This window comes from Streptomyces sp. NPDC057137, from assembly GCF_042670825.1.
In the GTDB taxonomy this organism is placed as follows: domain Bacteria; phylum Actinomycetota; class Actinomycetes; order Streptomycetales; family Streptomycetaceae; genus Streptomyces.
Map to the genome: position 1 here is coordinate 65,569 of NZ_JBHUUW010000013.1, position 26,118 is coordinate 91,686.

The following is a 26,118-nucleotide window of genomic DNA, read 5'->3' on the forward strand; positions in this document are numbered from 1 at the left end:
CTGAACCGGTCGCTCGCTGTGCTCGCCCGCGCGCGCGTCGGCGAGCGACGCGTCAACCGTGGTCCCGAAGACGTTCACCACGAGGGCATGCGCGGGTGGGTCCGAACGAGTGACGAGTGACGTCAACGCCCGTTCCCCGTGCGCCTGTTCACGGGCCGTCCGGTCCCGGGGCGCGCCGTCGCCGACGGCCTCCCCGGGCTCCCTCCGGCCTGCTCCGCTCCTCCCCGGCTCGTCGTGGCTCGTCCCGGTGTGCCCTGTGCTTCCGGTGTTCCGGGATGTCCCCGTGTGTCAGTAACCCCGGCTCTGGTAGGGCCGGTTGTACGGGTCGTCGTACTGCACCGGCGCGGGCGCCGGACGCGGGGAGGCGGGGCGCATCGCCTCGTACCCCGTCGCCGAACCCGGTCGCTGCTGCTGCTGCGGCGGGCGGGGCTGCTGGGGGCGCGGCTGCTGTTGCTGCTGCTGGGGCTGGTAGGGCTGAGCACCCTGGTATCCGCGAGGCGGCTGCGGTGCCTGCTGCGGAATGTAGGGCGCCGGGGCGTGCTGGAGCGGCACGGGGTGCTGCGCCGGCTGCGGCTGGTAGCCGCCGTAGGACGGCGTGGGCTGCGAAGGAGCCGCCGGAAGAGCGGGAAGCGCCGAAGGCAGCGCCGGCAGATAGCTGTTGCTCTGGTAGCTGCTGCCGGTGTCGTAGGCGGAAGGCACTCGGATCGGGGCGATCTGAGGCGTGCCCCGCTCCGCGACCAGGGAGTCGTAGATGGGGGTGTCCGGGAACGACGGCGCGGTGTAGTAACCGCCGCCGTAGGTCGAGCGGGGGGAGGTCATGGAACCTAAGTTAAGCCCACGATGTGCCAAGAGGGGAGTCCGATAAGGGGGTTCTTTCGGGAGCTCTGGGCCACTTCGGATCCCCAATGCGAGCGAACTTGGGAAAATCGGTCGTCCGGCAGCGTAGTGATCGTGTAAAGGGCAAGCTCCAGAGGGGTTACCGGTGGGTCCTCGTGGGTGCGATGACCTCCGCAGCGATTAGGTTTGGCGCAACAGAAAACTTTCGGTCACCCGACTCTCGATGGGGGCGAGCATGTCCATGCTTAAAGGAGCCAATGTTCCGGTGTCGGCACCCGGTGTGCGTGTCGAATTGGGATGGCGTTCGGCGCCCGGGACGCCGGATGTCGACGCCTCGGCCCTTCTGCTGAAGGCGGGAAAGGTCCGCTCGGACGCGGACTTCGTTTTCTACAACCAGGCGGCCCACGCGTCGGGCGCCGTGCGGTACGACGGGAAAGGCACCGGCCCCGGCACCGTGACGGACACCCTGTCCGTCGACCTGGCCCGGGTGGAGGCCGACATCGAGCGGATCGTCGTCGCCGCGTCGGCGGACGGCGGTAACTTCGGCCAGGTGCCCGGACTGTACGTACGCGTCCTTGACGCGGCGTCGGGCGCCGAGATCGCGCGGTACGACAGCCAGGACGCGACCGTCGAGACGGCCTTCGTCCTCGGCGAGCTCTACCGGCGGCAGGGTGCCTGGAAGTTCCGCTCGGTCGGCCAGGGCTACAGCAGCGGACTCGAAGGACTGGCAACGGACTTCGGCATCAGCGTCGACGAGCCGCAGCAGGCGGCGGCGCCCATGACCCCCGCGCCGCCGGCCCCGGTCGCGGCCCCCGCCCCGCCCTCGTACACGCCTCCCGCGCCGGCGGCGCCCCCGGCCGCGCCCGCCCCGGCTCCGGTACGGCTCAGCAAGGTCACACTGACCAAGGAAGCGCCGACCGTCTCCCTGTCCAAGCAGGGCGGGAATTCCGGTGAGATGCGCGTCAATCTCAGCTGGCAGGTGCGCAAGCAGTTCAAGGGCTGGGGCGCCAAGCTCGGCCGGGCCGTCGCCATGCACGGCGACCTCGACCTCGACCTGTGCGCCCTCTACGAACTGACCGACGGCCGTAAAGGCGTCGTCCAGGCACTCGGCAATGCCTTCGGAGCGCTTCACCAGCCGCCGTTCATCCATCTCGACGGCGACGACCGCACCGGCGGTTCGGCCAACGGCGAGAATCTCAGCATCAACCTCGACCACAAGAACCAACTGCGCCGCGTCGTCATCTTCGTGACGATCTACGAAGGCGCGCGCAGCTTCGCCGATCTCGACGCGACGGTCACGCTCCAGCCGCAGAACGGCGCCGCGATCGACTTCTCGCTCGGCGAGTGCACCGTTCCCTCCACCGTGTGCGCGCTCGCATTGATCACCAATACCGGCTCCGATCTGCTGGTCCAGCGCGAAGCGCGCTTTCTCGTGCCGGAACGCGGAGTCAGCCCGCAGCGCACCATCGACTACGCCTACGGCTGGGGCATGAACTGGACGCCCGGCCGGAAGTGACCCCGGGGCCCGGCAGCGACCCGCCTCAACGCTCCGGTGCGGCCTCCGGACGGGCGTACGTACGCCCCTTCCAGGCCGCACCGCGGCCCCGGTAGTGCCGCACGGCCGAGTCGACGGTCATCAGGAGATAGAGCAGGGCGGTGAAGGGCAGCAGGGGAGCGAGCCAGAGCGACTGCCGGTAGTACCGCAGCACCGGTACGTACGTCCCGGCCATCACCGCCCACGCGGCGCCGCCCAGCAGACCGGCCGCCGTGTCGCCGCCCGACAGGCCCGCGTACACACCGGCGGGCGGCGCCAGATACACGACCGCGAGTCCGGCCACCGTGCCGACCAGCAGCAGCGGGCTGTGCAGGAGTTGGGCGTACGCGCTCCGCGCCACCATCCGCCACAGATCGGTCAGCCGCGGATACGGGCGCACGCTGTCCACCCGCTCGGCGAGGCCGAGCCAGATCCGGCCCCCGGCGTCCTGCACCGCGCGCGCCATCGACACGTCGTCGATCACGGCCTGCCGGATCGAGTCGGGAATCCGCGCCCGCTCGGCGGTCTCCGTCCGCAGCAGTACGCAGCCGCCGGCCGCCGCCGCCGTACGCGCCCCCGGCTTGTTGACCCGGCGGAACGGATACAGCTGTGCGAAGAAGTAGACGAAGGCGGGCACGATCAACCGCTCCCACGCGGTCGCCACCCGCAGCCGGGCCATCTGGGAGACCATGTCGAGTCCGTTCGACCCCGCGGCGGCGACCAGTTCGCGCAGACTGTCCGGCTCATGGGCGATGTCCGCGTCCGTAAGGAGGAGGTAGTCGGGCCGCCCCTCCCGCGCCAGTTCGATGCCATGACGCAGCGCCCACAGCTTCCCCGTCCAGCCGGGCTCCGGCTCCGGCGGGGAGACCACCGTCAGCGGCAGCCCGCCGAACCGCTCGGCCAGCTCCCTGGCCAGGGCGCCCGTACCGTCGGTGCTGGAATCGTCGACGAGGAAGATCTCCGCCCGCCCCGGATAGTCCTGCGCCAGCAGCGACGGCAGGCTCACCGGCAGCATCTCCGCCTCGTCACGCGCGGGCACGACCACGGCGACGGACGGCCAGAGCGACGGAGCCGCACGCGGCGGCAGCCGCTGATCCGTACGCCAGAAGAATCCCTGACCCAGCAACAGAAAGCCCCACGCGGCCAGTGAGACCGCGGCGATCCAGGCGATGGCGCTCATTCGCCGCAGTCTGCCCCACATCGGCGGGACCGCAAGGGCGGTCGTCTATGGTGACCGGGTGAAGATCGCGCTGATGGACTCCGGTCTCGGGCTGCTCGCCGCCGCCGCCGCCATGCGCCGGCTCCGGCCGGACGCCGGTCTCGTGCTCTCCTCCGACCCCGGCAGCATGCCGTGGGGACCGCGTACCACGGAGGACATCGTCGGGCGCGCGCTCACGGTGGCCCGCGCCGCCGCCGAGCACCGGCCCGACGCGCTGATCGTCGCCTGCAACACCGCCTCGGTGCACGCCCTGCCCGCGCTGCGCGCCGCCCTGGAGCCCGGTCTGCCCGTCATCGGCACGGTCCCCGCGATCAAGCCGGCGGCGGCCGGGGGCGGGCCCGTCGCGATCTGGGCCACCCCGGCCACCACGGGCAGCCCCTACCAGCGCGACCTCATCCGTACCTTCGCCGACTCGGTCGACGTCACCGAGGTGCCGTGTCCCGGTCTCGCCGACGCGGTGGAGCACGCCGACGAGGCGGGCATCGACCGCGCAATCGCGGCGGCGGCGATCCGCATCCCGCGCGAGGTAAGGACCGTCGTCCTGGGCTGCACCCATTACGAACTCGTCGGCGAACGCATCCGGGCGGCCCTGCGGCAGCCCGGACTGCCGGAGGTGACGCTGCACGGCTCCGCCGACGCCGTCGCCGCGCAGGCGCTCCGCAGGCTCGGGGACATACCGGCTCCCGCGGCGGACGCCGGGCCGGGCGACCTCACCGTCCTGCTGGCCGGCCGGCGCGCCACGCTGCAGGACGCGGCACTGACCTACGCGGAGGGCCGGCTGCTCGCGGCCGTCACCCACGCGCACTAGGTCCTGTCCGGGCCGTCTGTGGCCATCGTCACTGTGGTGCGCGGGGGCGGGCGACGTAAGGGTCTCCGTGGACGTCAACATTCCGGATCCCGTCGCGGCGGTGCTCCCCGGGCGGTTCGTGAGTACGCTGCAACCATGACGGAGCACCCCCGACGAGGGGGGCCTGGCACAGTGCCCCTCCCCGAAATCTGGACCGGCCGGGCGACCAACCGCATTCAGTGGCTGTTCGCCGTGGTGGGTGTCGCCTGCGTCGCGCTCGGCGTCGAGCTGGCGATCCAATCCTCCTGGGAAGCCGGCGTCGTCGCGCTGGCCGCCTCGGTGGTCGGCTGCGTGGCCGCCGGACTGCTGATTCTCTTCGGCACGCTGGCGTTCGTACACGTGGCGGTCAAGGTCGATCACGAGCACCTGGAGGTGCGCTGCGGCCACGCCGGGCTGCCGCGCCGCCGTATCCCGCTCACCCATGTGACCGGCGCCGACTTCGAACCCAGCGTCACGCCCCGCCAATGGGGCGGCTGGGGCTACCGCTGGCGACCCGAGCAGGGCACGGCCGTGGTGGTACGGCGCGGCGAGGGTGTCGTGCTGCGCCTGGGCGACGGCAGGACGTTCACGGTGACGGTCGACGACGCCGAGGCGGCGGTCCGCGTCATCCGCGACCGGCTCCGCGCGGCGGCCACGGGCAAGGTGGGCCTCAGCAAGCAGGCCCTGGGCAAGCCCGGTCTGGGCAAGCCGACTCTCGGCAAGCCCGGTCTCGGCGAGGCGTCGGGCGGCAGAACGGTCATGGGCGGGTCCGCCGACATCTGACCGCCCCCGCCGGTCTGTTCCGCATCATCCGCACCGCCGAGATCAGCCCGGCCTGCCCTCCGGCGTCGCCCCGTCGGCCGGCCGCGCCGTCGCCAGGCCCGCGAGGAGCCCCGCGCCCGCCGTCACCGGTGTGAAGCTCAAGGCATTGCCCACGGTCGCTACAGCGGCCAGTGCCGTCAGCGCGGCTCCGGCGGTCAGTACGACGGGAGTGGCGCGCGGTGAGCGCCACAGGGCGTACAGCAGCCAGCCGAACGCGGCTCCCAGCAGCAGCGCCCCCACGACACCCTGCTCCGCCGCCAGCTGGAACAGCGCCGAGTGCGGCTTGCCGTCCGAGTTCAGCGACTCCAGCGCGGTCGGACTCAGTTCCCCGAACCGGTCGGGCCCCGCGCCCAGCAGTGGATTCGCCCGTACGAGATCCACCGCGTCCTCCCAAAGAAGCACCCGGTGCGCCGTGAGCTGCCCCTCCAGCGACGCCGCCAGCCCTTCGGGAACCGCCCGTACGGCCACGGCCCAGGACGCACCGACCATCAGACACGTCGCGCCGGCGAAACCCGCCAGCCCCAGCGATCGGTGGCGCATTCTCGCCGCCGCGAGTGCGCAGAGCAGCACCCCGACGGCGGCCACCAGCCCCGCCACGGAACCGAGCACGGGACCCGTCACGGCCGCCACCGCCGCCACCACCAGCAGCGCGGTCCGGGACCTGGGCGCTTCCGCGGCGGCCGCCGCGCAGCAGGCGGCGCCCACGGCGAGGATCAGCAGGGCCGCGACCGCGCCGGTGTCACCCGGCGCCGCCGCGCTCTCCGCCGTGTCGCCCGGTACGTCGTGGCGCGCGACGACGGCCAGGATGTACGCGGCGACGGCCAGCGTGACCGCTGTGGCGACCGGCGCCAGGGACCCCGCGATGCGTCCGCACGTATAGCCGGCGGCGACCGCGAGCAGGGCCAGCAGAACACCTTCCGGTCTGCCCTCCCGGCCGGCCGCGCTGACCAGCGCCCACACCGCGCAGCCGACGAACACCGCCGCGCCCACGACGTCGGAGGTGCCGCCCTGCTCATGCGCGACGGACCGGCTTGCCGGTACAGCCATCCCGTAGACCCCCCGACCCGAGACGGCCCTGCCGGCGACAGCCGGAACGGTCGGGGCACGACCACACCGGCCCCAGGGCTGCCGTACACGCTAGTGGCAGGGGAGGGGTTATGTGGACATCTCGCGCAGAAACGTCGCGCGGGCAGCTCCACGGCAGCTTCGCGGTGACCCCGTGGCGGCTCCCGGCGGCGTCCCGCTCGTAGCCGGACTCCCGCCTTCCTACGGCGCCACCGTAGACTCCGCCGGGTGAGCACCACCATCACCCCCGTCGAACCCGTCGAGCCCGCACCCGCGCCCGGCGGGAGGCGGTGGCCGCGCCGGTTCGTACGGCCCGGCGCCGCCGCACTGTCCGGGCTGCTGCTCTTCGCGAGCTTCCCGCCCCGCCCGCTGTGGTGGCTGGCGCTGCCCGGATTCGCCCTGCTCGGCTGGACGTTGCGTGGCCGCCGCCCACGTGCCGGGTTCGGTCTCGGCTTCCTCGCCGGTCTCGGATTCCTGCTGCCGCTGCTGAAGTGGACGGGCGAGGAGGTCGGCCCGCTGCCGTGGGTCGCGCTGGCCGCCGTGTCCGCGCTGTTCGTCGGCGCCGTCGGCGTGGGGATCGCCGCCGTGTCGCGGCTGCCCGCGTGGCCGGTGTTCGCCGCCGCCGTATGGATCCTGGGCGAGGCGGTCCGCGCCCGCGTGCCGTTCGGCGGCTTCCCCTGGGGCAAGATCGCCTTCGGCCAGGCCGACGGCATGTTCCTGCCGCTCGCCGCCGTGGGCGGCACGCCCGTACTGGGCTTCGCCGTCGCGCTGTGCGGCTTCGGCCTCTACGAGGCGGTCCGCCAGGTCCTCGCCCACCGCGCCGCGCGCGCTGCCGGGACCGACGGCGCGGCGCGGCCGGTCCGGCGTGCGGCCGTGGCCGTCGCCGCGCTGTCCGTGCTCGTCCCCGTCGCGGGCGCCCTCGCCGCGCTGCCCCTCGTGGACGACTCGGCCGAGGACGGCACCGCGACCGTCGCCGCGATCCAGGGCAATGTGCCGCGCCTGGGTCTCGACTTCAACGCCCAGCGCCGCCAGGTGCTCGACAACCACGCCGCGCGCACCGAACAGCTCGCCGCCGACGTCAAGGCGGGCAAGGAGCCGCAGCCCGACTTCGTCCTGTGGCCCGAGAACTCCTCGGACCTCGACCCCTACCGCAACGGCGACGCGCGCCTCGTCATCGACGACGCGGTCAAGGCGATCGGCGTCCCGACGGTGGTCGGCTCCGTGCTCTCGCCCGAGACCGGCAAGCTGCGTAACACCCTGATCCAGTGGGAGCCCGGGAGCGGGCCCGTCGCGACGTACGACAAGCGCCATGTCCAGCCGTTCGGCGAGTACATCCCGATGCGTTCCTTCGTACGGATCTTCAGCTCCGACGTCGACCGGGTACGACGTGACTTCGGCCCCGGAAACAAGGTGGGCGTGTTCGACCTGGCCGGGACCAAGGTCGGTCTCGCCACCTGCTACGAGGCGGCCTTCGACTGGGCGGTGCGCGACACCGTCACCCACGGGGCGCAGCTCATCACCGTGCCGAGCAACAACGCCACCTTCGGACGCAGCGAGATGACCTACCAGCAGCTGGCGATGTCCCGGGTGCGGGCCGTCGAGCACAGCCGGGCCGTCGTCGTCCCCGTCACCAGCGGTGTCAGTGCGATGATCATGCCGGACGGCAAGGTCGTCGAGCAGACGAAGATGTTCACGCCCGACGCGCTCGTCCGGGAGATGCCGCTGCGCTCCTCGCAGACGCCCGCCACCAGGATGGGCACGCTGCCCGAGGCGCTGCTGGTCGCGATCGCCGTCGGCGGTCTCGGCTGGATCGGTGTACGGGCCGTACGCGCCCGCAGGAGCCCCGCCACTGACGAGGCGAGCTGACCCACGCATAGGGTCGTGGCATGGGAACGCCAGACTTCATCCGAGAGATCCGTGCCACCGCCGGTCACCAGTTGCTGTTCCTGCCCGGAGTCAGCGCGATCGTCTTCGACGACGACGGACGCGTACTGCTGGGCAGGCGGGCCGACACCGGCGACTGGTCGATCATCGGCGGGATCTCGGAGCCCGGGGAGCAGCCCGCGGTGACGGCGGAGCGCGAGGTGTACGAGGAGACCGCCGTGCGCTGCGAGGCCGAGCGCGTCGTCCTCGTCCAGGCCCTGCCGGAGCCCGTCACGTACCCCAACGGGGATCAGTGCCAGTACATGGACATCACGATGCGCTGCCGCGCGATCGGCGGGGAGGCCAGGGTCAACGACGAGGAGTCCCTGGAGGTCGCCTGGTTCCCCGTGGACGCGCTGCCGGAGCTGCGGGAGTTCGCCCGGTTCCGTATCAAGCAGTCACTTGAGAACGAGCCCACCTGGTTCCAGCCGGGCACGGGCGGCTGAGGACCCGGTTGCCCGGTCCGGCGGGAGGGCCCCGCTACTGGAGCGCGTGGACCGCCGCGGCGAAGACGGCGGGGAGCCGGGCCGCGGCGGGCACGACCAGGCGTGCCGTGCGCGGGCTGCGGGTGGCGTACAACAGGCCCTCCGTGAGCAGACGGTGACGTCTCGTCAGCTTCGACCAGGCCGCCGGATACGACTGCGGCCGGCCATCCGCCAGCGCGCGCACCGCCGCCCCGGCCGTCGACAGGGCCAGCGCGACCCCCTCCCCGGTCAGCGCGTCCACATAGCCGGCGGCGTCGCCGACGAGCAGCACCCGCCCGGCCAGCGGCCGGCTCACCCGCTGCCGCAGCGGACCCGCGCCGCGTACGCCGCTCGCCGGGCGTTCGCCCAGTAGCGGCGTCAAGTCCGGGAATCCGGCGAGGTGTTCGCCGTACCCCCGGCGCTCGCGGCTCAGCACGGCCACGCCGACGAGATCGTCCCCCACGGGTGTCACATACGCCTCGCCGTACCGCGACCAGTGGACCTCCACGAAGTCCGACCACGGCGCCACCTGGAAGTGCCGCCGCAGCCCGTAGCGGGACGGCGCGCGGTCCGGCAGATCCAGGCCGAGGCCCCGGCGGATCGGCGAGTGCAGCCCGTCGGCGGCGATCAGCCACCGCGCGGTCCTGCCCCCGGCGCTGACCCGGTCGGCGCTCTGCCGTACCTCACCGACCTTGCCCCGGACCGTCTCCACGCCGAGGGCGTCCGCCCGCCGCCGTAGCGCGGCGTGCAGCTCCGTACGGCGCACACCCAGCCCCGCACCGTCCCGGAAGCACGCCTCGGCGCCGCGCACACCGTCCCGGTAGTGGATGCCGCGCAGTTCGCGCCCCGACACCTCGACGCCCATCGCGCGCAGCGCCGCCACGCCGCCCGGCATGATGCCCTCCCCGCACGCCTTGTCCACCGGGGTCGCGCGCGGCTCCACCACCACGGCCCGCAGCCCCGCCAGGGCGGCGTGGATCCCGGCGGCCAGACCGGCGGGGCCACCGCCGGCGATCAGTACGTCGATCACGCGGGGGCCCCGGCCGGCGCGGCCCCGAGCGCCGCGTTCTCGCACCGGATCCGGACCGTCATCAAGGCGGCGTTGAGCCCCGTGAAGGCGACGGCCGTCACCCACGCCCCATGGACCAGCGGCAGCGCCAGGCCCTCCGCGACGACGGCGACGTAGTTGGGATGGCGCAGCAGCCGGTAGGGCCCGCCGGAGACCAGCGGCAGGCCGGGCACGACGATCACCCTCGTGTTCCAGCGCGGCCCCAGTGTCCGGATGCACCACCAGCGCAGCCCCTGGGCCGCGACGACCACACCCACCATCGTCCAGCCGAACGCCGGCACGAACGGCCGTCCGGCCAGGGCCGTTTCGGCGAGCGCGCCGGCCAGCAGACCGGTGTGCAGGACGACCATCGCCGGGTAGTGCCCGCGCCCGGTCTCCGTACCGCCGCGCGCCAGACTCCAGCGGGCGTTGCGCCGGGCGACGACGAGTTCGGCGATCCGCTCGCCGGCGACAGCCAGCACCAATGCCGTGTACCACCACATGTGTTCTCCAACTCACCAGCGAAGCAGGACGAGTTCGCAGCAGAATCCGGGGCCCATCGCGATCATCAGGCCGGGGCTGCCCGGCTCCGGGGCGCGCCGGGCGAGGGTGTCACGCAGGACATGCAGAACTGATGACGACGACAGGTTCCCCACCTCGGACAGGGAGCGCCACGTGACGTCGAGGGCGCCCTCGGGCAGGTCCAGCGACTCGCCCACGGCTTCCAGGACCTTGGGGCCGCCGGGATGGCAGACCCACGCGGTGATGTCGGCGGGTGTCAGGCCGTGCTCCGCGAGGAAGGCGCGTACGTCGTCGGCGAGAAAGCGGCGGACGACGTCGGGCACCGACGGATCGAGGACGACCCGGAAGCCGGATCCCGTGACGGCCCAGCCCATGACATGGCCGGTGTCCGGGTACATCCGGCTGCGCGTGGCGACGACCGAGGGACCGGCGGCGGTGATCCCGGGTGTCGCGGGAAAGCGTTCGCCCACCGCCACGACGGCCGCCGCCCCGTCGCCGAACAGCCCGGTCGCCACCAGATTCGCCGGCGACGGGTCGTCGCGCTGGAAGGTGAGAGAGCACAGCTCGACCGAGAGCAGTACGGCCACCTGCTCCGGCCAGCCCCGCAGATAGTCGTGGAGCCGTGCGACGCCCGCCGCGCCCGCGACGCACCCGAGTCCGAAGATGGGCAGCCGCTTCACATCGGGACGCAGCCCCAGCCGCCCGACGAGGCGCGCGTCCACGGAAGGAGCGGCCACGCCGGTGACGGAGGTGAACAGCAACAGGTCCACGTCCTCCGGCCGGAGCCCCGCCGTATCGAGCGCTCCGCGCACCGCCTCGGCGCCCAGATCACCCGCGACCTCGATGAAGACGTCGTTGGCGGCGCCGAACCCGTCGATCTTGGCGTAGTCGTCCAGGGGCAGCGCCATGTGGCGCGAGCGGACCCGCGCGCTCGCGTGCAGCCGGTCCAGCACGCGCCGGTCGGACCCGGGCGGCAGACAGGTGCGCGCCACCATGTCGGTGATCTCGGACTGGGTGTGGCGGTACGGAGCCAGGACGCCGTGCACGGCGGCGATTCGGGTCATCGATTCCAGCCTGAGGATGTCATAACCCTCCCAACACCCTTAGGAAGGGATGAGACACCATAAGTCGCCCGTCCGGCTGCCACGTGAACGGAGCCCGCGCGCCTACGATCGGCGCGTGGACGCCGACAGGACAGCCGATGTGACCGCAGATGTCGACCCGGCGTCGAGCACGCGCGAGGACGGACCCGCCGACGCCCAAACCCCGCGCCCCGAGCGGCTGCTGAGAGCCGGACAGGCCCCAGGCCCTGTCCGGCGGATCTTCGGGCGCCAGGGACGCCTGGCACGGCACGTAGGCCCCAGGGGGCCACGGGAGGTGCCCCCCGCGTTGTCGGAGCCGGCCAAGTACGCCCGGTACGAGACCGATCCTCCGCCCTGCGATGCACCGCACCAGCCGCCCCGGGCCGATCCCCGAAGATCCACCGGACAGGGCCTGGCCCTCTCCTGCCATCCCGGACCCGTCGTCGCCGTCACCGGGCTCACCCTCGCGCTCGCCCTCACCGCGGGCCACGGCGCGGGCCGTTGGCCGCTGCTCGTCGCCGCGGTGCTGACCGGCCAGCTCTCCGTGGGGTGGTGCAACGACGCCTACGACGCCCGGCGCGACATCGTCAACGGCCGCCGCGACAAGCCCGTCGCCGCGGGGACGGTCGGCCAAGGGACGGTCTGGCGGGCGGCGTTCGGCGCGCTCGCGCTCTGTGTGCCGCTCTCCCTGGCGTGCGGCGCGCTCGCCGGTACCGCGCATCTGATCGCGGTGGCCGCGGCCTGGGCGTACAACCTGCGGCTCAAGGCCACCCCGCTGTCCTGGCTGCCGTACGCGATCGGATTCGCGAGCCTGCCGGCCCTGGTCTCACTGAGCCTGCCCGGCAGCCCGTGGCCTGCCTGGTGGGCCGTCACCGGCGGCGCGCTGCTCGGTGTCGGGGCACACCTGGCGGACGTCCTGCCCGACATCCGCGCTGACCTGGCCACCGGCGTACGAGGGCTGCCGCACCGACTCGGCGCCACCGGCAGCCGGTTGCTGCTCCCCGTCCCGCTGGTGGCGGCGTCGGTGGTGCTGACGCTGGGCCCGCAGGGCCGTACCGGCGCGGGTGCCGTGCTCGTCCCGCTGGCCGCCGGGGCGATCGCGGTCGCGGGCCTGCTGCTCGGCCGCCGCCGGGGGAAGGCGCCCTTCGTCGCCGCGGTCGCCGTCGCGGCGCTGGACGTGGGGCTGTTGATGGCACACGGCACCGGCGTCACCTAGGGGGTGTCGTGCCGATCTTGCCGGGCTCGCGTGCCCTGGTGCCGCGCCTCTTCCCCGTAGCCCCCGAGGGGGCCACGGGGGTGCCCCCTGCGTTGTCGGAGTCGGCATGGCTCCGCCATGTCTCCCTCCTCCGCCTTGCGATCCACGGCCCCAACGCGACACAAGCCGCTGTCGCAGCGGGCGCTCCGGCAAGACACCCCCTAGGCCTCGACGGCGACCCCGGACTTCGCCCGTCATCCGTCGAAGCGAACCTCGTCGCAGTTCCCCCGACCGCCGTGGCCGCGGACATCGTTGTCGTCGTGGCCGGGCGTCTCGCAACCACTGCCACCGGCCCGGCGTCCCCCGTCGCGCTTCCGCTCCGCCGTCTCTCTCGTGTCCCGGCGCGCGGACATCGGGCCGGCCGGCGGCACCGTCGCCTGGCCGCCGCCCACGATCGGCAGGGACTTGGGGCTGTTCGGCGACGCGTCGGTCGCCCAGTTCTGGAGCGTGGACTCGTCGCGGATCTTCGCCACGACCGACGTACCCGCCTCGGGAGTCGTCGGGACGACGGCCAACGAATCGTCCCACCGGGGGATCACATGCCCCTGGACCGTCACGTCGTAGCGCACGTCGGCGGCGTTCTCGGCGGTCGGCTCGGTGCACGGTCCGAGGATCAGGGAGCCGTCGACCGTACGGGAGTTGAGGCACAGGTCCTGGTCGGCGCCGTTGCGCAGCAGGCCGTCCTCCTCGTACAGCCACTGCTGGGTCTGCGCGGACGACGAGCAGATCGCCAGCGTCGCCTCGGACCCCGCGTGGGGCCGGGTGTCCCGGAGGTCGAGGCAGAGATCGGCGTCCGCGCTGCGCAGCGCCGTACGCAGAGGGCCCGGCGGGATGCCGGTGGAGCCCGTCGGCGGCTTCTGGCCGGGGCCGGAGACGCCCTGCGAGCCCGGGTCGGGGGAGGCCGTGTCGGTGCCCGTGCCGATGGGGGCGGCCGGGCCCATGGCCTCGCCGCCGCTGTCGCCGGCGGTGAGGCTGGAGACGGTCACGGCGAGCAGGCCGACGGTCACCAGACCGAGCCCGCCGAGCAGGACGGTCCTCGGTCTGCCCGGGGTGGCCATCACGCGCCTGGCCACCACCGTCACGCGGGGCAGCACCCTCGGGCGTCCGCCCACCGAGTGCCGTCCGCCGCGACGTACACCCGTACCGCCCGCGGCCCGCGCGCCGCCGCGTCTGCCCGGCCGCGAGTCGAGGTAGCCCCTGCCGTGCGGGCCGAGGAGCGCCTCGGCGAGCAGGACGGCCGGCCGGCCGTCGACGTGGACGAACTGCTCGGTGGCGTACGCGCAGTGCGCGCAGACCGCCAGATGCCGCTGGATGTCCGGGAGCAAAGCACCGCCGCGTCGCAGTGACACGTCCAGCAGGCGGTTGTAGTGGCGGCATTCCGGGTCCGACGCGAGTTGGATATGCGCGCGTACACAGCCGGACCGGAAGAGTTCACCCGCGTGTTCCCGTTCGGTGAGCGCGCTTTCCGGATCAATGCCGAGCAGACCGGCCGGTACGGTTATGGGCTCCGCCTCGACGTCCGTATGCCAGAGCAGGCACCGCGCGGGTGCGGGCATTGCCTGGAAGGCGTGGAAGGCCAGCCGCCGATTCTCCAGGGGTTCCGGCGCGTCGGGGCTCCCCGGGCCGGTGCCCGCAGGCCGTGCCCGGTGCTCCCAGACCGTGTCGGTCCTTTGTCCTTCGGCCGCCTTTTGTCCCTCGGTCGCCCAGGCGCTGGCCATATGGCGGGCGGTCATAAGGAATTCGGGCCGCAGGGCCGGGACGGGACCGGGGCGGCGCAGGGTGTCGAGCACCTTGCCGAAGGCCGCCGTGGCGAGCATCGAGGCGGCGTTCGCCGAGGGGGAGCGGATCTCGGCGTAGTCGAGCAGGGCCTGCCAGTGCCGGGCGAGCAACAGCGCGGTGGCGTGGTCCTCTTCGTCGCTGTCGCGGGTCCTCAGCGCGGCGACGAGATCCGCGTCCGAGCCTTCGGAGCGGGGGCCGGGCGGACCGGCCGGCGGGGGCGGGGTGGATCTGGACGTACGAGGATCCTGCATAGAGGTCCTGCCTTCCAGGGCACTGAGTGGGGGGTGTCCAGTCCCTTGACGCGAGGGTGGCGGCAGTGATTTCCGGCCGACTGAAAGGGGGGTGGTCCGTTTGGTGCGTACCTTTGGACGGGGTGGAGCCTCCAGGAATGCGACCCGTGGGCGGAGAGCGGCGGGATAACAACGGCCGGAGAGCCTTTCCGGGCGGTCGTACCGTCGCCGAATCGAACGGTTGAGCGCTCTGGGCATTGCTGCCGACCGAGCGCGTTCACCATTGCACAGCCCGTGTGGGTGAAACAAGAGATCTCCAACCGCGGCTATTCGATGCGCTGTTGAAGAACGGGTCGGGCAAGGATTTGTACCGCGGGGGTCCAATTCCGACCGTGGGAAAATACCGCGGGTAACCGGCGAATGGGGTCGCCGACGAGGCCCCGAGGGGCCGTACCGTACCAAGATCTTCGCAGTCGCACCGCATCGGCAACTCTACGGCCGGCGACGGGGCCCGGTCGACGGGGGAGTCCCTCGCCCGTCGACCGGGCGTCCCGATACGCCCCGGGCCTGCGGGGATTCGCCGGGCAGAGGTCTAGACGGGTGGCGGTGAAGCGAGCCAGCCGGCCACTGCCTCGGCGATCGGCTGCCGGGTCTGCAGCTCCACGAAGCCGAACTGGCCGCCCTGGTTGCATTCGAGAAACCACCAGGTGCCGTCGGTGTCCTCGGCGAAGTCGAAGGCCCCGTAGGCGAGATGGGCGACGCGCATGTAGCCGTACACGGCGCGGGTGATGCGGTCGGGCACCTCGACGGGCTCCCAGGCGTGGCCGGTCTCGCCGTACCGGCCGTCCACCTGGCCGGGCGAGGCGACCTTCCGCGCGGCGAACAGCTGATGGCCGACACAGGTGAGCCGGATGTCCGCGCGCTTGGATATGTAGCGCTGGAGCAGGGTGGGTCCGGCGGCGACCGACTCGAAGTCGGCGCCGGGACCCACCCGGGTGGTCGGCAGCGAGACCGGGGGATCGCCGGGCGGCGGGCCGGTGATCGACTTCACCACGATGTCCCGGTGCTCGGCGGCGAACAGCCGCGCGATGCGCGGGAAGGTGGTGACGAGGGTGGGCGGCACGGCGAACCCGCTCTGGTGCGCCACCCGCAACTGCCAGGGCTTGAGGCGTGCCTGCGCCGCCGCCTGCGGATGGTTCATCCAGCGCGCCGTCGTGGAGTAGAGCATGCCGAAGAAGGCGTGCGCGGACTCGGCGGTGAGCCAGGGCGAGGGGCTGGGCGCGTGGGCCGCGCTCGCGCCGGGCCGCCGCACCCAGATCGAGCGCAGCCCGTCCATGCTCAACAGGCGCCCTCCCGCGGACAGATGGCCGCGGAAGTCGCCGCTGACGTACTCGGCGGACATCGACGCCTCGCCCGGCAGATCGGCGGGGTCGAAGCGCACCAGCGGCGTGCCGCGCCCGTGCAGTTCGGCCACGACCAGGTCGGCGGTGACGTCCTGTTCGGCGGTCAGGATCAGCACAGTCATCGGATAGCCAGGGCGGTCAGTCGTCGAAGTGCGTCTTGGAGCCGGCCGTCGAGGTCGTGGACCCGGCGGCCAGCAGCAGCGCGCGGTCGGCTATGGCGGGTCGTCCGTCGGGCAGGACGTTCAACTGGAGCGTGGAGTCGTAGGTAAAAGGTCCGACGACCGGTGAGCTCGGAGCCGGGAAAGCGTAGTTCAACGCGAACGGTCGCATGATTCTCCTCCACTGCCCCACGAGTCTGTTTCTGTCACGGAGGTAACAATACGTGGCGAAGATGTAATGGTCTCAGCACGGAAAGTCACATATGACGAACCGTCAGGCGGAGGACGCCCTACCGTCCTCCGGACCTGGGGGGACAGCACGCCGGAAGGCGGGACCGGGGTCGCGAGAACTTCTCAAGTCCGTTGTGAAGAGGTCGAGTTCGACGGCTTCCGGGGCCGGTATTGCGACATCCTGTCTGGATTCCGCCAGTGGTCTTCACTTCCGGAGGCCGCGGATCTGGAGACGTCGGGCGGCGTCGCGGCGCCCGGACGCCGGACGGCCGGGGCGGGGGAGAATCCCCTGCCCCGGCCGCCTCCGATCGTCGGCCTCCGCAGGCCGCCGGGCGGTCCGGTGACCCGGCCGCCCGACGTCCTCAGAAGGTGAAGACGGCGCCTCTGCCCCCGTCCATGGCGCACGAGTTCGAGAAGGTGTGGACGTACTCGACGCGCTTTCCTTCCCACACGCCGTCGGCCGTCACCGTGACCGGCTCCCACTCCTTCGTACAGACGCGGTTCGTTCCGGATGCGGTGATGGAGTCGAACTTGGCGCTGTTCTTCTTGAGTTCGGAGCACGCGGCGACCGCGTCGGGGTGGCTGCCCGACGGGGTGGGCGCGCAACTGAGCGTGACCGCGCGCCGTACCGTACCGGTCTTGTGGTCAGCACCGTCTGTGACGGTCAGCACCAGCGCCGACGGCGCGTACAGGGTCTCCGCTCCGGTGGGCGAGGTGCCGCCCGGCGCCGGCACGCCTCCGATGGCTGCGCCTTCGGCGGGCGCCCCCGTCGAGGCGGCGCCGGCCGCGCCGGTGAAGGAAAGACTGCTGAGCGCCAGTACGGCTCCACAGGCCGCAGCCCTTGCGATGCTCCGCATTTCGAACACTCCCTGGGTCGATGTCTCGGACAACGGACGTGAGTCTTGCTCACGCCAGGGGTGCTCCGCCCGCTCTGTGACCGGTTTTGGTCGCTCCGCGTGTCGCTCCGATCGCGGTGTGTGTCCATAACGGCCAGGTCCGGGCCTGTGCGGGTCATGCGGCCAGTTGGGCCGAAAGTGGTTGATTCGGAGTCTGTGTCGTTGGTTGACGGTTTGATTGTAAGGTGCGGAAACTCATGAACCTTTGAATATATGATTGTCAGCGACGCAGGAGCAGCTCGGTGTTGCGCGCGTCCTTCAGGCCCGCCAGATCCTGGCGGCTCCCCGGCGCGTTGAGCGCCAGCTCCCGGTAGAGCGACGCCAGACCCGACTGGGAGAGATCCGTGAAATCGGTCTCCCGGGGCGCCGCCGACTCGATCAGCGTGGTGAACAGAGAGAGCGTGCCGTCCTTGTTGTCCGCGATCTCGATGACCCGCGCGAGCTGCGGGAAGTCGATGTGCGAGGCGGTGGAGATCTCCCAGAACGAACCGTGCGGCAGCACCACGTTGCGGTGACTGTGCCCGTTGATCCAGGCCACCGCCGAGCGGTGGCGCCGCAGCAGCGCCACGACCTCGTCCCCGTCGTGCCGCGCCTCGCCGGGCCGGGCCGGGTCGGGCCGTGTGTTGCCCATCGTCCAGCTGTTGTGGTGCGTGAACAGCACCACGTACCCGTCGCGGTGCTCCTTGAGGATCCGCTCCAGCCAGGCGAGCTGCCCCGTACCGACGGAGCCGGTGAAGTGCCCGCCGTGGTCCGTGGTGTCGAGGCTGACCCCGGTCACGTTCTCCCCCATGGGGAACGTGTAGTCGAGGGTCGCCTCCGCCAGGTTGTCCTTCGTGTAACCGTGGCCGACCGGCCCCGCTCCGGTGTGCGCGGCGTCCAGATGGGCCATCAGGTACTGGAGCGGGGTGAACGGGGCGCGGCGCGGGTCGGCGGTGACCGTCCGCATGCGCCGCTTCTCGCGCCGCAGCAGCGAGATCAGGGCGCCGCCGTGGGCGGTCTCGCCCTCGGAGATCCGGGTGAGCAGCGCCGCCGCGTCCGGGTCCGGGATGTCGTACAACTTGCGGGTGCCGACGGCGAATTCGGCGAGGAAGCCGGTCCGGTCGGCGTAGGCGCCGCTGGCGAGACTGTCGTGGTTGCCGACGGTCGAGTACCAGGGGAGGGTCAGGCCCGGACTGCGCACCGGGCGCAGGGCCGCTTCGAGGAATCCTTCGATACGGGGATAGCCCAGGCGCTTGTCGGAGTCGGGCGCGCCGTCCTCCGGGTGCCAGTACATCCGTACGCCCGAGTTCTGCACGCCCTCGTACGCCTGCGGGTCACCGCTGTTGGGAGTGACGAGCCCGCCGCTCATCAGGGTGAGGTACCAGTCGAGTTCGCACAGCGAGTTGTTGTCCGTGTTGTCGCCGGTCGTCATGGCGAAGGTCAGCGGCGCGCCGGTCGCCGGCCCGGTCCCCAGCGCGTTGACCTGCTCGATGAGCGATACGCCTCCGGCCACCGACAGCGCCTCGTGGGGGCGCCACGCGCCGGCCGACTCGCTGCGGACGTACTCGGTGCGCACCGGGTGCTGGACGTCCGTCACATGGAGGTCGGTGAGCTGGACGAAGGAGCTGAGTACCGTACGGCGGTCCTCGCGCCCGGACTTGGCGGAAGCGAACTGTTCCCGGACGACCCGGCGCCAGCCGGGTCCGTCCCCGAGTCGCCGGAAGGTGGCGTTCCGGTCGCGCGGTGCCGCGAGTGAGTGGAGCGTGGTCCGGGCGGCCGACGGGCCGGTGGGGGTGGGGGTCGGGGTGGTTGTGGGGGTGGGTCCGGCGGCGGCCGGGGTGCCGGACGCCGCGGGCGCGGGGGCGGCCGAGGCGCTGCCCGAGCCACCGCCCGAACCGACCGCCACGCCGATTCCGGCGGACAGGCCAACGGCTCCGGCGGCGGCGAGGAAGGAACGGCGGTCGACAGCGGTGACCGCGGAGCGGATGCGTGACATGGTGCGCTCTCCCCGAGTGCGTACATCGCGACAGCAAGGCCGTGTCTGGGACACCGGGGTGAGGGCCCGGCTCCCTCTCGATGCTGGGCACCCGGCGTGGCCCGTGAATGAACGAGGCCGCAACGCCCGACGCCGATCACCGCACAGGGATCACTCGCAACCGCAAACGTTCGCCGACCTCTCTCGCGGCGTGCGGAATCCGCTCATCCACCGTTCATCGGACGGGGTAGCCGACCGGCTCGCGCGCCCGAGCGGGCCGCTGCCGTGACCGGTTGGGAAAGCGCTTTCCGGTTTTGTAAGACGTATTGACGAACTAATGAGCGTGCGTCAGCATCGCCACCACATGTTCGAAGTGCCGAACGTACTTCTGTCGAGCCCTGCACCCGGGAGTAAGCGCCGCATGTCCACCCGAACCGCACCGCTGCCCGTACGCAATCCAGGAACCGGCGAACTGCTGGGCGAGATCGAGGACTTCGGACCGGAGCGCGTCACCGCCGCCCTCGCCGCCGCGGCGGACGGGCAGCGGGCGATGGCGGCGATGCCCGCACACGCACGTGCCCGACTGCTGCTCACCATCGCCGATCTGATCGAGGCCGAGGCCGACGACCTGGCGCGGCTGCTCGCCGCCGAGAACGGCAAGCCCTTCTTCCAGACGGTGGAGGAAGTCCGCGCCGCCGTCCGGATCTTCCGCGGCTTCGCCGGCGAGGCCACCCGCCTCTTCGGCCGGCAGATCCCGCTCGACGCGGTCCCCGGCCTGGAGAAGCACCTCGCCGTCACCGTCCGCGAACCCCTCGGCCCGGTCGCCGCGCTGGTGCCCTTCAACTACCCGGTCGAGCTGTACGCCCACAAGGCGGCAGCCGCCCTCGCCGCCGGCAACGCCGTCCTCGTCCACCCGCCCGCGCGCTGCCCGCTCGCCGTGCTGCGGATCGGCGAACTCGTCGAACGGGCGGGCGCGCCCGAAGGCGCCCACCAGATGCTCACCGGCGGCGTGCACATCTCGCAGGAACTCGCCTCGCGCCCCGGCGTCGCGGCCGTCAGCCTCACCGGCAGCACCACCGCGGGCCGCGAGATCGCCCGCCGCGCCGCCGACACCCTGAAGAAGGTCCACCTCGAACTCGGCGGCAACGACGCCCTGATCGTCTGCGACGACGCCGACATCGAGGCGGCGGCCGACGCCGTGGTCCTCGGCCGGCTCGCCCGCGGCAACGGTCAGATCTGCTGCGCCGTCAAGCGCGTCTACGTCCAGGACGGCGTGCACGACAGCTTCGTCGACGCGCTGCTGGCGGGCGCGGCCAAGCTCAGCGTCGGGGACCAATTGGTCGATGGCAACGATGTCGGACCACTGATCAGTGAAGAGGCCGCCGAACGGGTCGAGTCGGCGGTCGCCGCGCTTGTCGCCGACGGTGCGCGCAAGGCGGCCGGCGGCGCGCGCCGGGGTGCCTTCTACGACCCCGCCGTCCTCGTCGGAGTCCCCGAGGACAGCCCCGCGTTCGCCGACGAGATCTTCGGCCCCGTCGCACCCGTGGCCCGCTTCACCGACCCGCTCGACGCCGTACGGATGGCCAACTCGTCCCCGTACGGCCTCCAGGCGGCCGTCTTCACCCGCGACATCCAGCGCGCCTTCACCCTCGCCGGACGCCTGGAGGTCGGCGGCGTCGTCATCAACGGGTCGACCGCGCTGCGCGCCGAGAATCTGCCCTTCGGCGGCCCGAAGGACACCGGCGGTTCGGCCGAGGGCCTGCACGACACGGCCCTGGAGTTCACCCGGCAGAAGACGATCATCGTGATGGAGGCCTTCGGGTGAGCACGCCGACCCGGCCGGCCCTGCGGATACGCGGGGTGCACAAGTCGTACGGCCCCACACAAGTGCTGCACGGGGTGGACCTCACCGGCCGGGCCGGTGAGGTGCTCGCCGTGGTCGGCGCCAACGGGGCGGGCAAGTCCACGCTCATCAAGATCCTCGCGGGCGCCGAGCGGATGAGCGCCGGGGAACTCCAACTCGACGGCGAGACGGTCGAGTTGCGCTCCCCGCACGACGCCCACACGCACGGCATCCGCACCGTCCACCAGGAGCTGACCCTGGTGCCCGAACTCTCCGTCACCGAGAACCTCCTCATGGGCCACTTCCCGCGGCGCCTCGGCGGCCTCATCGACTGGAAGGCCGCGCACCGGCGGGCCCGCGCCCTGCTGGACGGCATCGGCTACGGCGCCATCGACCCGCGCGTCAAGGCGGGCCGCCTCACCGTCGCCAGACAGCAGATGGTCGAGATAGCCAAGGCCCTCGTCAGCGAGGGCGGCGAGCCCAGGGTGCTGGTCCTCGACGAGCCGTCGGCCGTTCTCGCCGGGAGCGACCTGGAGGCGCTGTTCGCGCTGATACGGCGGCTCCAGGAACGCGGCGTCCTGATCATCTATGTCTCGCACCGGCTCGCCGAGGTCACCGAACTGGCCACGTCCATCGTCGTCATCAAGGACGGCCGGGTCGTCGCCGAGACCACCCCCGACCGGACCGACGAGAACGAACTGATCCGCCTGATGGCGGGCCGGCCCGCCGGCCAGCTCTACCCGGCGCGCCGCCCCGCCGAGGGCGAGACGCTTCTCGAGGTCCACGGGCTCAGCCGCGCCGGGGAGTTCAGCGACGTCTCCTTCGCCCTGCGCGCGGGCGAGATCACCGGCCTGTTCGGGCTCGTCGGCGCCGGCCGCAGCGAACTCGCGCGGTGTGTCTTCGGCGCCGAGCCCGCCAAGGCCGGCGTGGTCTGCGCGCCGGGCAGGGAGACCGTACGGTTCCGCAGCCCGCGCGAGGCCATCGCCGCCGGTCTCGCCCTCGTCACCGAGGACCGCAAGCGCACCGGACTCGTACTCGGCCTCAGCACCGCCGAGAACATCGGCCTCACCACCCTGCGCACCACCACGCGCGGCCCGCTCCTCGACACCGCGAGACGCCGGCGCGACGTCGTCTCCATGGTCGACCGGCTGGACATCCGGCCCGCGCACTCGGCGAAGCTGCCCGTACGCACCCTCAGCGGCGGCAACCAGCAGAAGGCCGTCCTCGCCAAGTGGCTCCTCACCGGGCCGCGCGTGCTGCTGCTCGACGAGCCCACCCGCGGCGTCGACATGGCCACCCGCGCCGAGATCTACCGGATGCTCGACGAACTCGCCCGCGACGGCATGGCCATCCTGCTGATCTCCTCCGACCTCACGGAGGTGCTCGGCGCCACCGACCGGGTGCTGGTGATGCACGAGGGGCGGATCGCCGCGGAACTCCCTTCGGAAGGTACGACCGAGGACACGGTCCTCGCCCACGCGATCGGACACGCAGCATGACCGAACAGCTCACCAAGACCACCGGGCCCGGCGACCCCGGACCCCCGCCGCCACGGGGAGTCCGGCTGCCCCGGCTCACCGTCGCCGGCCACGACATCACCGTCGAGACCGGGATCGTCGCGCTCCTCGTGGTCTTCGTCGTGGTGGCGGGCTCCACCACCGAGGCCTTCCTGACCGAGGGCAACATCACCAACCTGCTCAAGCAGATGGTCACCACCGGCCTGCTCGCCTACGGGATGCTCGCCGTGATCCTCACCGGCGGCATCGACCTCTCCGTCGGCTCGGTCGTGGCCTTCTCCGGCATCGTCGCCGCGGGGCTCTCCTCCGGGCTGCCCGTCCCGGTCGCCATGGCCGTCGGTGTCGCGTCCGGCATCGGCTTCGGACTCGTCAACGGGGCGCTGGTGGCGCGCTTCCAACTGGCGCCGTTCGTGGTGACGTTGGCCGCTCTCACCACCATCAGAGGGCTCGCCTTCGTCTACTCGGAGACACCTGTCGCGCCCGAGAAGCCCGGCTTCTTCGAGCTGGGCTCCGCGGTGATCGGACCGCTGCCCGTCTCCACCCTCATCATGCTGGGGGTCTTCCTCGTCGGCGGCGTCTTCCTCAGCCGCACCCCGGCCGGCCGCTCACTGGTCGCGATCGGCGGCAGCGCGGAGACCGTACGGCTCGCGGGCATCGGCGTACGGCGCCATATCGTCCTCGCCTACACCATCTCCGGCGCCTGCGCCGGACTCGCGGGCGTCATCCTCGCCAGCCGGGTCGGCATCGCCCAGCCCAGCGTCGGCACCGCGTTCGAACTCGACGCGATCGCCGCCTGCGTCATCGGCGGGGCCAGCCTGGCCGGCGGCAAGGGTTCCGTACGGGCCACCTTCGCCGGAGTCCTCGTACTCGCACTGATCAACAACCTGCTCAACCTCTACGACGTGCAGAGCTTCTGGCAGCAGGTGCTCAAGGGCCTGATCATCGTCGCCGTCATTCTCGTCCAGCGCACCGGCCGCTTCCGCAACGCCGCCGTGAACGATCCGAATCCCGGAAAGGCAAGTCCATCATGATCACGAAACGAGCAACCGGTGTGCTGGTGGCCGGAGTTCTCACCGCGGCTCTCGCCGGCTGCTCCTCCGACTCCGGGAGCGCGGGTGAGAAGGGCGACGGCTCGTACACCGTCGGCGTCGCCAACTTCACCCTCGGCGGCCCCTACTTCAACGGCATGGACAAGGCCATCAAGGCCCAGGCCAAGAAGAAGGACGTCGAGATCCTCAGCACGGACGCGGGCGGCGACGCGGCCAAGCTCGCCTCCAACGTGGAGGACCTGCTGAGCAAGGACGTCGACGCCGTCATCATCTCCGGCGGGCCGCTGGAGTCCGCGCCCGCCGTCCTCAACTCCCTCAAGGCGGCGGGCAAACCGGCCGTCCTGGTCGACCGGAAGTTCCAGACCGGCGAGTACGCGAGCTGGGTCGGCCCCGACAACGAGGCGATCGGCAAGCAGAACGGCGAATTCCTCGTCGAGCAGCTGCCCGACGGCGGAAAGGTCGCCCTGATCAAGGGCGGACCCGCCGACAACAGCATCGGCAAGGCCCGCACGGACGGAGTGAAGGGCGCCCTCGAAGGCGCGTCGGGGATCGAACTGGTCGAGGCCCCCGACTACGGCAACTGGAGCTCCGACGGCGGACTGACCGTCATGGAGAGCCTGCTCGCCGCCCACGACGACATCGACGCCGTCTTCTGCGAGAACGACGCCATGTGCCTGGGCGCCCAGCGCGCCGTCAAGGACGCCGACCGCACCGACAAGATCGTGCTGGCGGGCGTCGACGGCCAGGCCGAGGCGCTGAAGGCCATCCTCGACGGGACCAACTACCTGGTCACCGGCCTCAACGACGCCGACGTGATCGGCAGTCTCGGCCTGGACAGGACCGTGGAGATCCTCGACGGCAAGAAGCCCGAGAAGGACACGGTCGTGCCCTCGCCGCGTGTCACCAAGGAGAACGCGGAGAAGTACTACGACCCGAAGGGCAACTTCTGATGAGCCGCATCCCCACGATTCCCCCACCTGAGGGCCGGACCGGCCGCACCCGGTCACTGCCACGGAAGAAGCGCGCGTACGCCCTGACGGCACTGCTCTGCGGCGCCCTCGTCGTTCCCCTCTCGCTCGGCTCCGCGAACGCGGCCCCGGACGACGGGACGGGCGCGGCCACGGCGGCGGACAAGGCTGGAAAGCCGGCCAAGCCGCCGAAGGCACCGGCCTGGAAGCTGCTCCACTCGGAGAACTTCAAGAAGAAGCTCGACCCCAAGCGGGCGGACTGGACCCGCGAGACGTACAGCGAGCCGTTCGACACCATCATGGAAGACAACGGCAAGTGGTACCCCAACGACTACGGGCCCGCGTGGAACACCGCGTTCAACTCCTTCGACACCTACCGCAAGGAGTTTAAGGTCGGTGACGGCGGCTGGCTCACCGCCTCGCTCTCCGCACGCGACTGGAACAAGGACGGCCAGATAGAGAAGGAGCCGTCCATCACCAACACGACGGCCGGCGGCCAGACCGTCGCCGAACTGAAGGTCCCCGACCACACCGGCGGCGCCATCTTCCGCCCCACGGAGTCCCTGCCGGACCAGTACCGCATCGAGTACAAGCTCAAGACGCTCGACTTCGGCGGCAAGCGCAACGGCACCATCGACTACGACAACCGCACCAACGGCTACAGCAAGGACGGCTGCAAGACCCAGCACCCGTGGGGCGAGGGCTCGAACAGCCCCGGCTGGGAGGGTGACGCCTCGGCGCCGTACTGCGAGTGGCAGGACGTCCGCGAGGGCAAGTACGGGTACAACGGCTTCCACTTCCTGTCGATCGTGGACTTCGCCGACCCGGCGCCCCGCAACAACCACTTCTGGCACTACCGCCGCAAGGTCCTGATGGACTCGTTCTCGCAGCACCCCGACCGGGTCGGCACGGGCACCGGCGGCCGGGTCTGCAACTCCGCGAACGACACGTACTACGACTACAAGGACAGCAGCTTCAACACGGTCAACATGTGGATCAGCGGACTGCCCAACTGGACCCCCGGCAAGGGCGGTCTCGCGGGCAACTCGCAGTGGTTCATGACCAGTTGCTCGGACGGGGTGGCCGAGCAGCAGCTGTCGTCCGCGGCCGAGCTCCAGCCGGAGCTGATGCCGAACCAGGACTACACGTTCGCCATCGAGCGTGACGCCACCGGCTACACGCTGGAGGCCAGCGGCAACTTCGCGCGCGCCGGACAGCAGACACTCCGCTTCCACCGGCCGTTCATCGTCGACGACAAGCCGATCTGGCACTACAACGTCAAGCCGGGCGAGTACGACGGGCGTTACAACAACACCCTCGTGCAGAACGACAACAACGGCAGCGCCACCTGGCCCGACCAGTGGCCCGCCGGATCCGCCTACCCGGACTCCTTCGTCATCGGAGACCTGTACACGAATGTGTACGAGGGCAGCGCGAGCCTGACCGACATCAAGATGTTCGTGCCCAAGGGGAAGAAGAAGTAGGGAAAGAAG

21 protein-coding genes and 1 pseudogene are annotated in these 26,118 nt (G+C 71.7%); 11 read left to right on the forward strand and 11 right to left on the reverse strand.

From position 1 onward, the window contains the following. Positions 1 to 288: 288 nt before the first annotated feature. Positions 289 to 819, reverse strand: a complete 531-nt coding sequence (locus tag ACFT9I_RS13965) for a DUF6643 family protein (protein WP_382563902.1) — start codon at positions 817 to 819, stop codon at positions 289 to 291. Between the two features lie 253 nt (positions 820 to 1,072). Between ACFT9I_RS13965 and ACFT9I_RS13970 the strand changes: the two genes are divergently transcribed. Next, positions 1,073 to 2,353, forward strand: a complete 1,281-nt coding sequence (locus ACFT9I_RS13970; protein ID WP_382563904.1) for a TerD family protein — start codon at positions 1,073 to 1,075, stop codon at positions 2,351 to 2,353. A 25-nt stretch (positions 2,354 to 2,378) separates the two neighbouring features. Here ACFT9I_RS13970 and ACFT9I_RS13975 read toward each other — a convergent pair whose 3' ends face one another. Further along, on the reverse strand, positions 2,379 to 3,551 hold the full coding sequence (locus ACFT9I_RS13975) for a glycosyltransferase (RefSeq protein ID WP_382563906.1): 1,173 nt from the start codon (positions 3,549 to 3,551) through the stop codon (positions 2,379 to 2,381). 58 nt (positions 3,552 to 3,609) lie between these two features. Here ACFT9I_RS13975 and ACFT9I_RS13980 point away from each other — a divergent pair, with 58 nt between their 5' ends. Both ACFT9I_RS13980 and ACFT9I_RS13985 read left to right on the forward strand, forming a co-directional pair. After that, positions 3,610 to 4,398 (forward strand): glutamate racemase, encoded by a 789-nt coding sequence (locus tag ACFT9I_RS13980; RefSeq protein WP_382563908.1) that lies wholly within the window; start codon positions 3,610 to 3,612, stop codon positions 4,396 to 4,398. A 135-nt stretch (positions 4,399 to 4,533) separates the two neighbouring features. Beyond that, positions 4,534 to 5,076, forward strand: a pseudogene (locus tag ACFT9I_RS13985) (hypothetical protein); the annotation flags it as partial. A 165-nt stretch (positions 5,077 to 5,241) separates the two neighbouring features. On the opposite strand, the gene ACFT9I_RS13990 reads toward ACFT9I_RS13985, so the two are convergent. Then, a complete protein-coding gene (locus tag ACFT9I_RS13990) occupies positions 5,242 to 6,285 on the reverse strand; it encodes an O-antigen ligase family protein (protein WP_382563909.1) in 1,044 nt (347 codons plus the stop codon). A gap of 246 nt (positions 6,286 to 6,531) precedes the next feature. Here ACFT9I_RS13990 and lnt point away from each other — a divergent pair, with 246 nt between their 5' ends. Next, a complete protein-coding gene (lnt, locus tag ACFT9I_RS13995) occupies positions 6,532 to 8,169 on the forward strand; it encodes an apolipoprotein N-acyltransferase (protein ID WP_382563911.1) in 1,638 nt (545 codons plus the stop codon). A 20-nt stretch (positions 8,170 to 8,189) separates the two neighbouring features. Continuing rightward, the gene (locus ACFT9I_RS14000; RefSeq protein WP_382563913.1) at positions 8,190 to 8,672 is read left to right on the forward strand and encodes an NUDIX domain-containing protein; all 483 of its coding nucleotides are present in this window, start codon (positions 8,190 to 8,192) and stop codon (positions 8,670 to 8,672) included. 34 nt (positions 8,673 to 8,706) lie between these two features. On the opposite strand, the gene ACFT9I_RS14005 is transcribed toward ACFT9I_RS14000, so the two are convergent. Genes ACFT9I_RS14005 through ACFT9I_RS14015 form a run of 3 tightly spaced genes read right to left on the reverse strand, consistent with a single transcriptional unit; the run spans position 8,707 to position 11,324 of the window. Then, the gene (locus ACFT9I_RS14005; RefSeq protein WP_382563915.1) at positions 8,707 to 9,720 is read right to left on the reverse strand and encodes an NAD(P)/FAD-dependent oxidoreductase; all 1,014 of its coding nucleotides are present in this window, start codon (positions 9,718 to 9,720) and stop codon (positions 8,707 to 8,709) included. Continuing rightward, positions 9,717 to 10,241, reverse strand: coding sequence for an isoprenylcysteine carboxyl methyltransferase family protein (locus ACFT9I_RS14010; RefSeq protein WP_382563917.1), 525 nt, complete (start codon positions 10,239 to 10,241; stop codon positions 9,717 to 9,719). The genes ACFT9I_RS14005 and ACFT9I_RS14010 overlap by 4 nt, the downstream gene beginning before the upstream one ends. Before the next feature lie 12 nt (positions 10,242 to 10,253). Next, complete coding sequence (locus ACFT9I_RS14015; protein WP_382563919.1) at positions 10,254 to 11,324, reverse strand: type III polyketide synthase; 1,071 nt, start codon at positions 11,322 to 11,324, stop codon at positions 10,254 to 10,256. A 430-nt stretch (positions 11,325 to 11,754) separates the two neighbouring features. Between ACFT9I_RS14015 and ACFT9I_RS14020 the strand changes: the two genes are divergently transcribed. Beyond that, positions 11,755 to 12,558, forward strand: a complete 804-nt coding sequence (locus ACFT9I_RS14020; RefSeq protein WP_382564037.1) for a UbiA family prenyltransferase — start codon at positions 11,755 to 11,757, stop codon at positions 12,556 to 12,558. Between the two features lie 233 nt (positions 12,559 to 12,791). On the opposite strand, the gene ACFT9I_RS14025 is transcribed toward ACFT9I_RS14020, so the two are convergent. The 5 genes from ACFT9I_RS14025 to ACFT9I_RS14045 all read right to left on the reverse strand — a co-directional run bounded on the left by ACFT9I_RS14025 (position 12,792) and on the right by ACFT9I_RS14045 (position 19,269). Next, complete coding sequence (locus tag ACFT9I_RS14025; RefSeq protein ID WP_382563921.1) at positions 12,792 to 14,627, reverse strand: RICIN domain-containing protein; 1,836 nt, start codon at positions 14,625 to 14,627, stop codon at positions 12,792 to 12,794. Between the two features lie 571 nt (positions 14,628 to 15,198). Next, positions 15,199 to 16,131, reverse strand: coding sequence for an ATP-grasp ribosomal peptide maturase (tgmB, locus tag ACFT9I_RS14030; RefSeq protein WP_382563923.1), 933 nt, complete (start codon positions 16,129 to 16,131; stop codon positions 15,199 to 15,201). A gap of 16 nt (positions 16,132 to 16,147) precedes the next feature. Further along, positions 16,148 to 16,339, reverse strand: coding sequence for a putative ATP-grasp-modified RiPP (gene tgmA, locus ACFT9I_RS14035; protein WP_330177187.1), 192 nt, complete (start codon positions 16,337 to 16,339; stop codon positions 16,148 to 16,150). 421 nt (positions 16,340 to 16,760) lie between these two features. After that, positions 16,761 to 17,255, reverse strand: coding sequence for a subtilase-type protease inhibitor (locus ACFT9I_RS14040; RefSeq protein ID WP_382563925.1), 495 nt, complete (start codon positions 17,253 to 17,255; stop codon positions 16,761 to 16,763). A gap of 259 nt (positions 17,256 to 17,514) precedes the next feature. Further along, a complete protein-coding gene (locus ACFT9I_RS14045) occupies positions 17,515 to 19,269 on the reverse strand; it encodes a TIGR03767 family metallophosphoesterase (protein WP_382563927.1) in 1,755 nt (584 codons plus the stop codon). 400 nt (positions 19,270 to 19,669) lie between these two features. Here ACFT9I_RS14045 and ACFT9I_RS14050 point away from each other — a divergent pair, with 400 nt between their 5' ends. Genes ACFT9I_RS14050 through ACFT9I_RS14070 form a run of 5 tightly spaced genes read left to right on the forward strand, consistent with a single transcriptional unit; the run spans position 19,670 to position 26,109 of the window. Beyond that, on the forward strand, positions 19,670 to 21,073 hold the full coding sequence (locus ACFT9I_RS14050; RefSeq protein ID WP_382563929.1) for an aldehyde dehydrogenase family protein: 1,404 nt from the start codon (positions 19,670 to 19,672) through the stop codon (positions 21,071 to 21,073). Continuing rightward, a complete protein-coding gene (locus ACFT9I_RS14055; RefSeq protein WP_382563931.1) occupies positions 21,070 to 22,590 on the forward strand; it encodes a sugar ABC transporter ATP-binding protein in 1,521 nt (506 codons plus the stop codon). The genes ACFT9I_RS14050 and ACFT9I_RS14055 overlap by 4 nt, the downstream gene beginning before the upstream one ends. Further along, positions 22,587 to 23,639, forward strand: coding sequence for an ABC transporter permease (locus tag ACFT9I_RS14060; RefSeq protein ID WP_382563933.1), 1,053 nt, complete (start codon positions 22,587 to 22,589; stop codon positions 23,637 to 23,639). The genes ACFT9I_RS14055 and ACFT9I_RS14060 overlap by 4 nt, the downstream gene beginning before the upstream one ends. Further along, positions 23,636 to 24,607: a sugar ABC transporter substrate-binding protein gene (locus tag ACFT9I_RS14065; RefSeq protein ID WP_382563935.1), complete on the forward strand. Its 972-nt coding sequence runs from the start codon at positions 23,636 to 23,638 to the stop codon at positions 24,605 to 24,607. The genes ACFT9I_RS14060 and ACFT9I_RS14065 overlap by 4 nt, the downstream gene beginning before the upstream one ends. Further along, a complete protein-coding gene (locus ACFT9I_RS14070) occupies positions 24,607 to 26,109 on the forward strand; it encodes a mucin-5B (protein ID WP_382563936.1) in 1,503 nt (500 codons plus the stop codon). Before ACFT9I_RS14065 ends, ACFT9I_RS14070 begins: the two co-directional genes overlap by 1 nt. Positions 26,110 to 26,118 lie beyond the last annotated feature (9 nt).

Coding starts and splice junctions, on each gene's coding strand:
- ACFT9I_RS14065 (WP_382563935.1), top strand. CDS start 23,636: ATGATCACGAAACGAGCAACCGGTGTGCTGGTGGCCGGAGTTCTCACC.
- ACFT9I_RS14060 (WP_382563933.1), top strand. CDS start 22,587: ATGACCGAACAGCTCACCAAGACCACCGGGCCCGGCGACCCCGGACCC.
- ACFT9I_RS14045 (WP_382563927.1), bottom strand. CDS start 19,269: ATGTCACGCATCCGCTCCGCGGTCACCGCTGTCGACCGCCGTTCCTTC.
- tgmA (WP_330177187.1), bottom strand. CDS start 16,339: ATGCGACCGTTCGCGTTGAACTACGCTTTCCCGGCTCCGAGCTCACCG.
- ACFT9I_RS14025 (WP_382563921.1), bottom strand. CDS start 14,627: ATGCAGGATCCTCGTACGTCCAGATCCACCCCGCCCCCGCCGGCCGGT.
- ACFT9I_RS14050 (WP_382563929.1), top strand. CDS start 19,670: ATGTCCACCCGAACCGCACCGCTGCCCGTACGCAATCCAGGAACCGGC.
- ACFT9I_RS14000 (WP_382563913.1), top strand. CDS start 8,190: ATGGGAACGCCAGACTTCATCCGAGAGATCCGTGCCACCGCCGGTCAC.
- ACFT9I_RS14010 (WP_382563917.1), bottom strand. CDS start 10,241: ATGTGGTGGTACACGGCATTGGTGCTGGCTGTCGCCGGCGAGCGGATC.
- tgmB (WP_382563923.1), bottom strand. CDS start 16,131: ATGACTGTGCTGATCCTGACCGCCGAACAGGACGTCACCGCCGACCTG.
- ACFT9I_RS14040 (WP_382563925.1), bottom strand. CDS start 17,255: ATGCGGAGCATCGCAAGGGCTGCGGCCTGTGGAGCCGTACTGGCGCTC.
- ACFT9I_RS14015 (WP_382563919.1), bottom strand. CDS start 11,324: ATGACCCGAATCGCCGCCGTGCACGGCGTCCTGGCTCCGTACCGCCAC.
- ACFT9I_RS13965 (WP_382563902.1), bottom strand. CDS start 819: ATGACCTCCCCCCGCTCGACCTACGGCGGCGGTTACTACACCGCGCCG.
- ACFT9I_RS13970 (WP_382563904.1), top strand. CDS start 1,073: ATGTCCATGCTTAAAGGAGCCAATGTTCCGGTGTCGGCACCCGGTGTG.
- ACFT9I_RS13975 (WP_382563906.1), bottom strand. CDS start 3,551: ATGAGCGCCATCGCCTGGATCGCCGCGGTCTCACTGGCCGCGTGGGGC.
- ACFT9I_RS13990 (WP_382563909.1), bottom strand. CDS start 6,285: ATGGCTGTACCGGCAAGCCGGTCCGTCGCGCATGAGCAGGGCGGCACC.
- ACFT9I_RS14070 (WP_382563936.1), top strand. CDS start 24,607: ATGAGCCGCATCCCCACGATTCCCCCACCTGAGGGCCGGACCGGCCGC.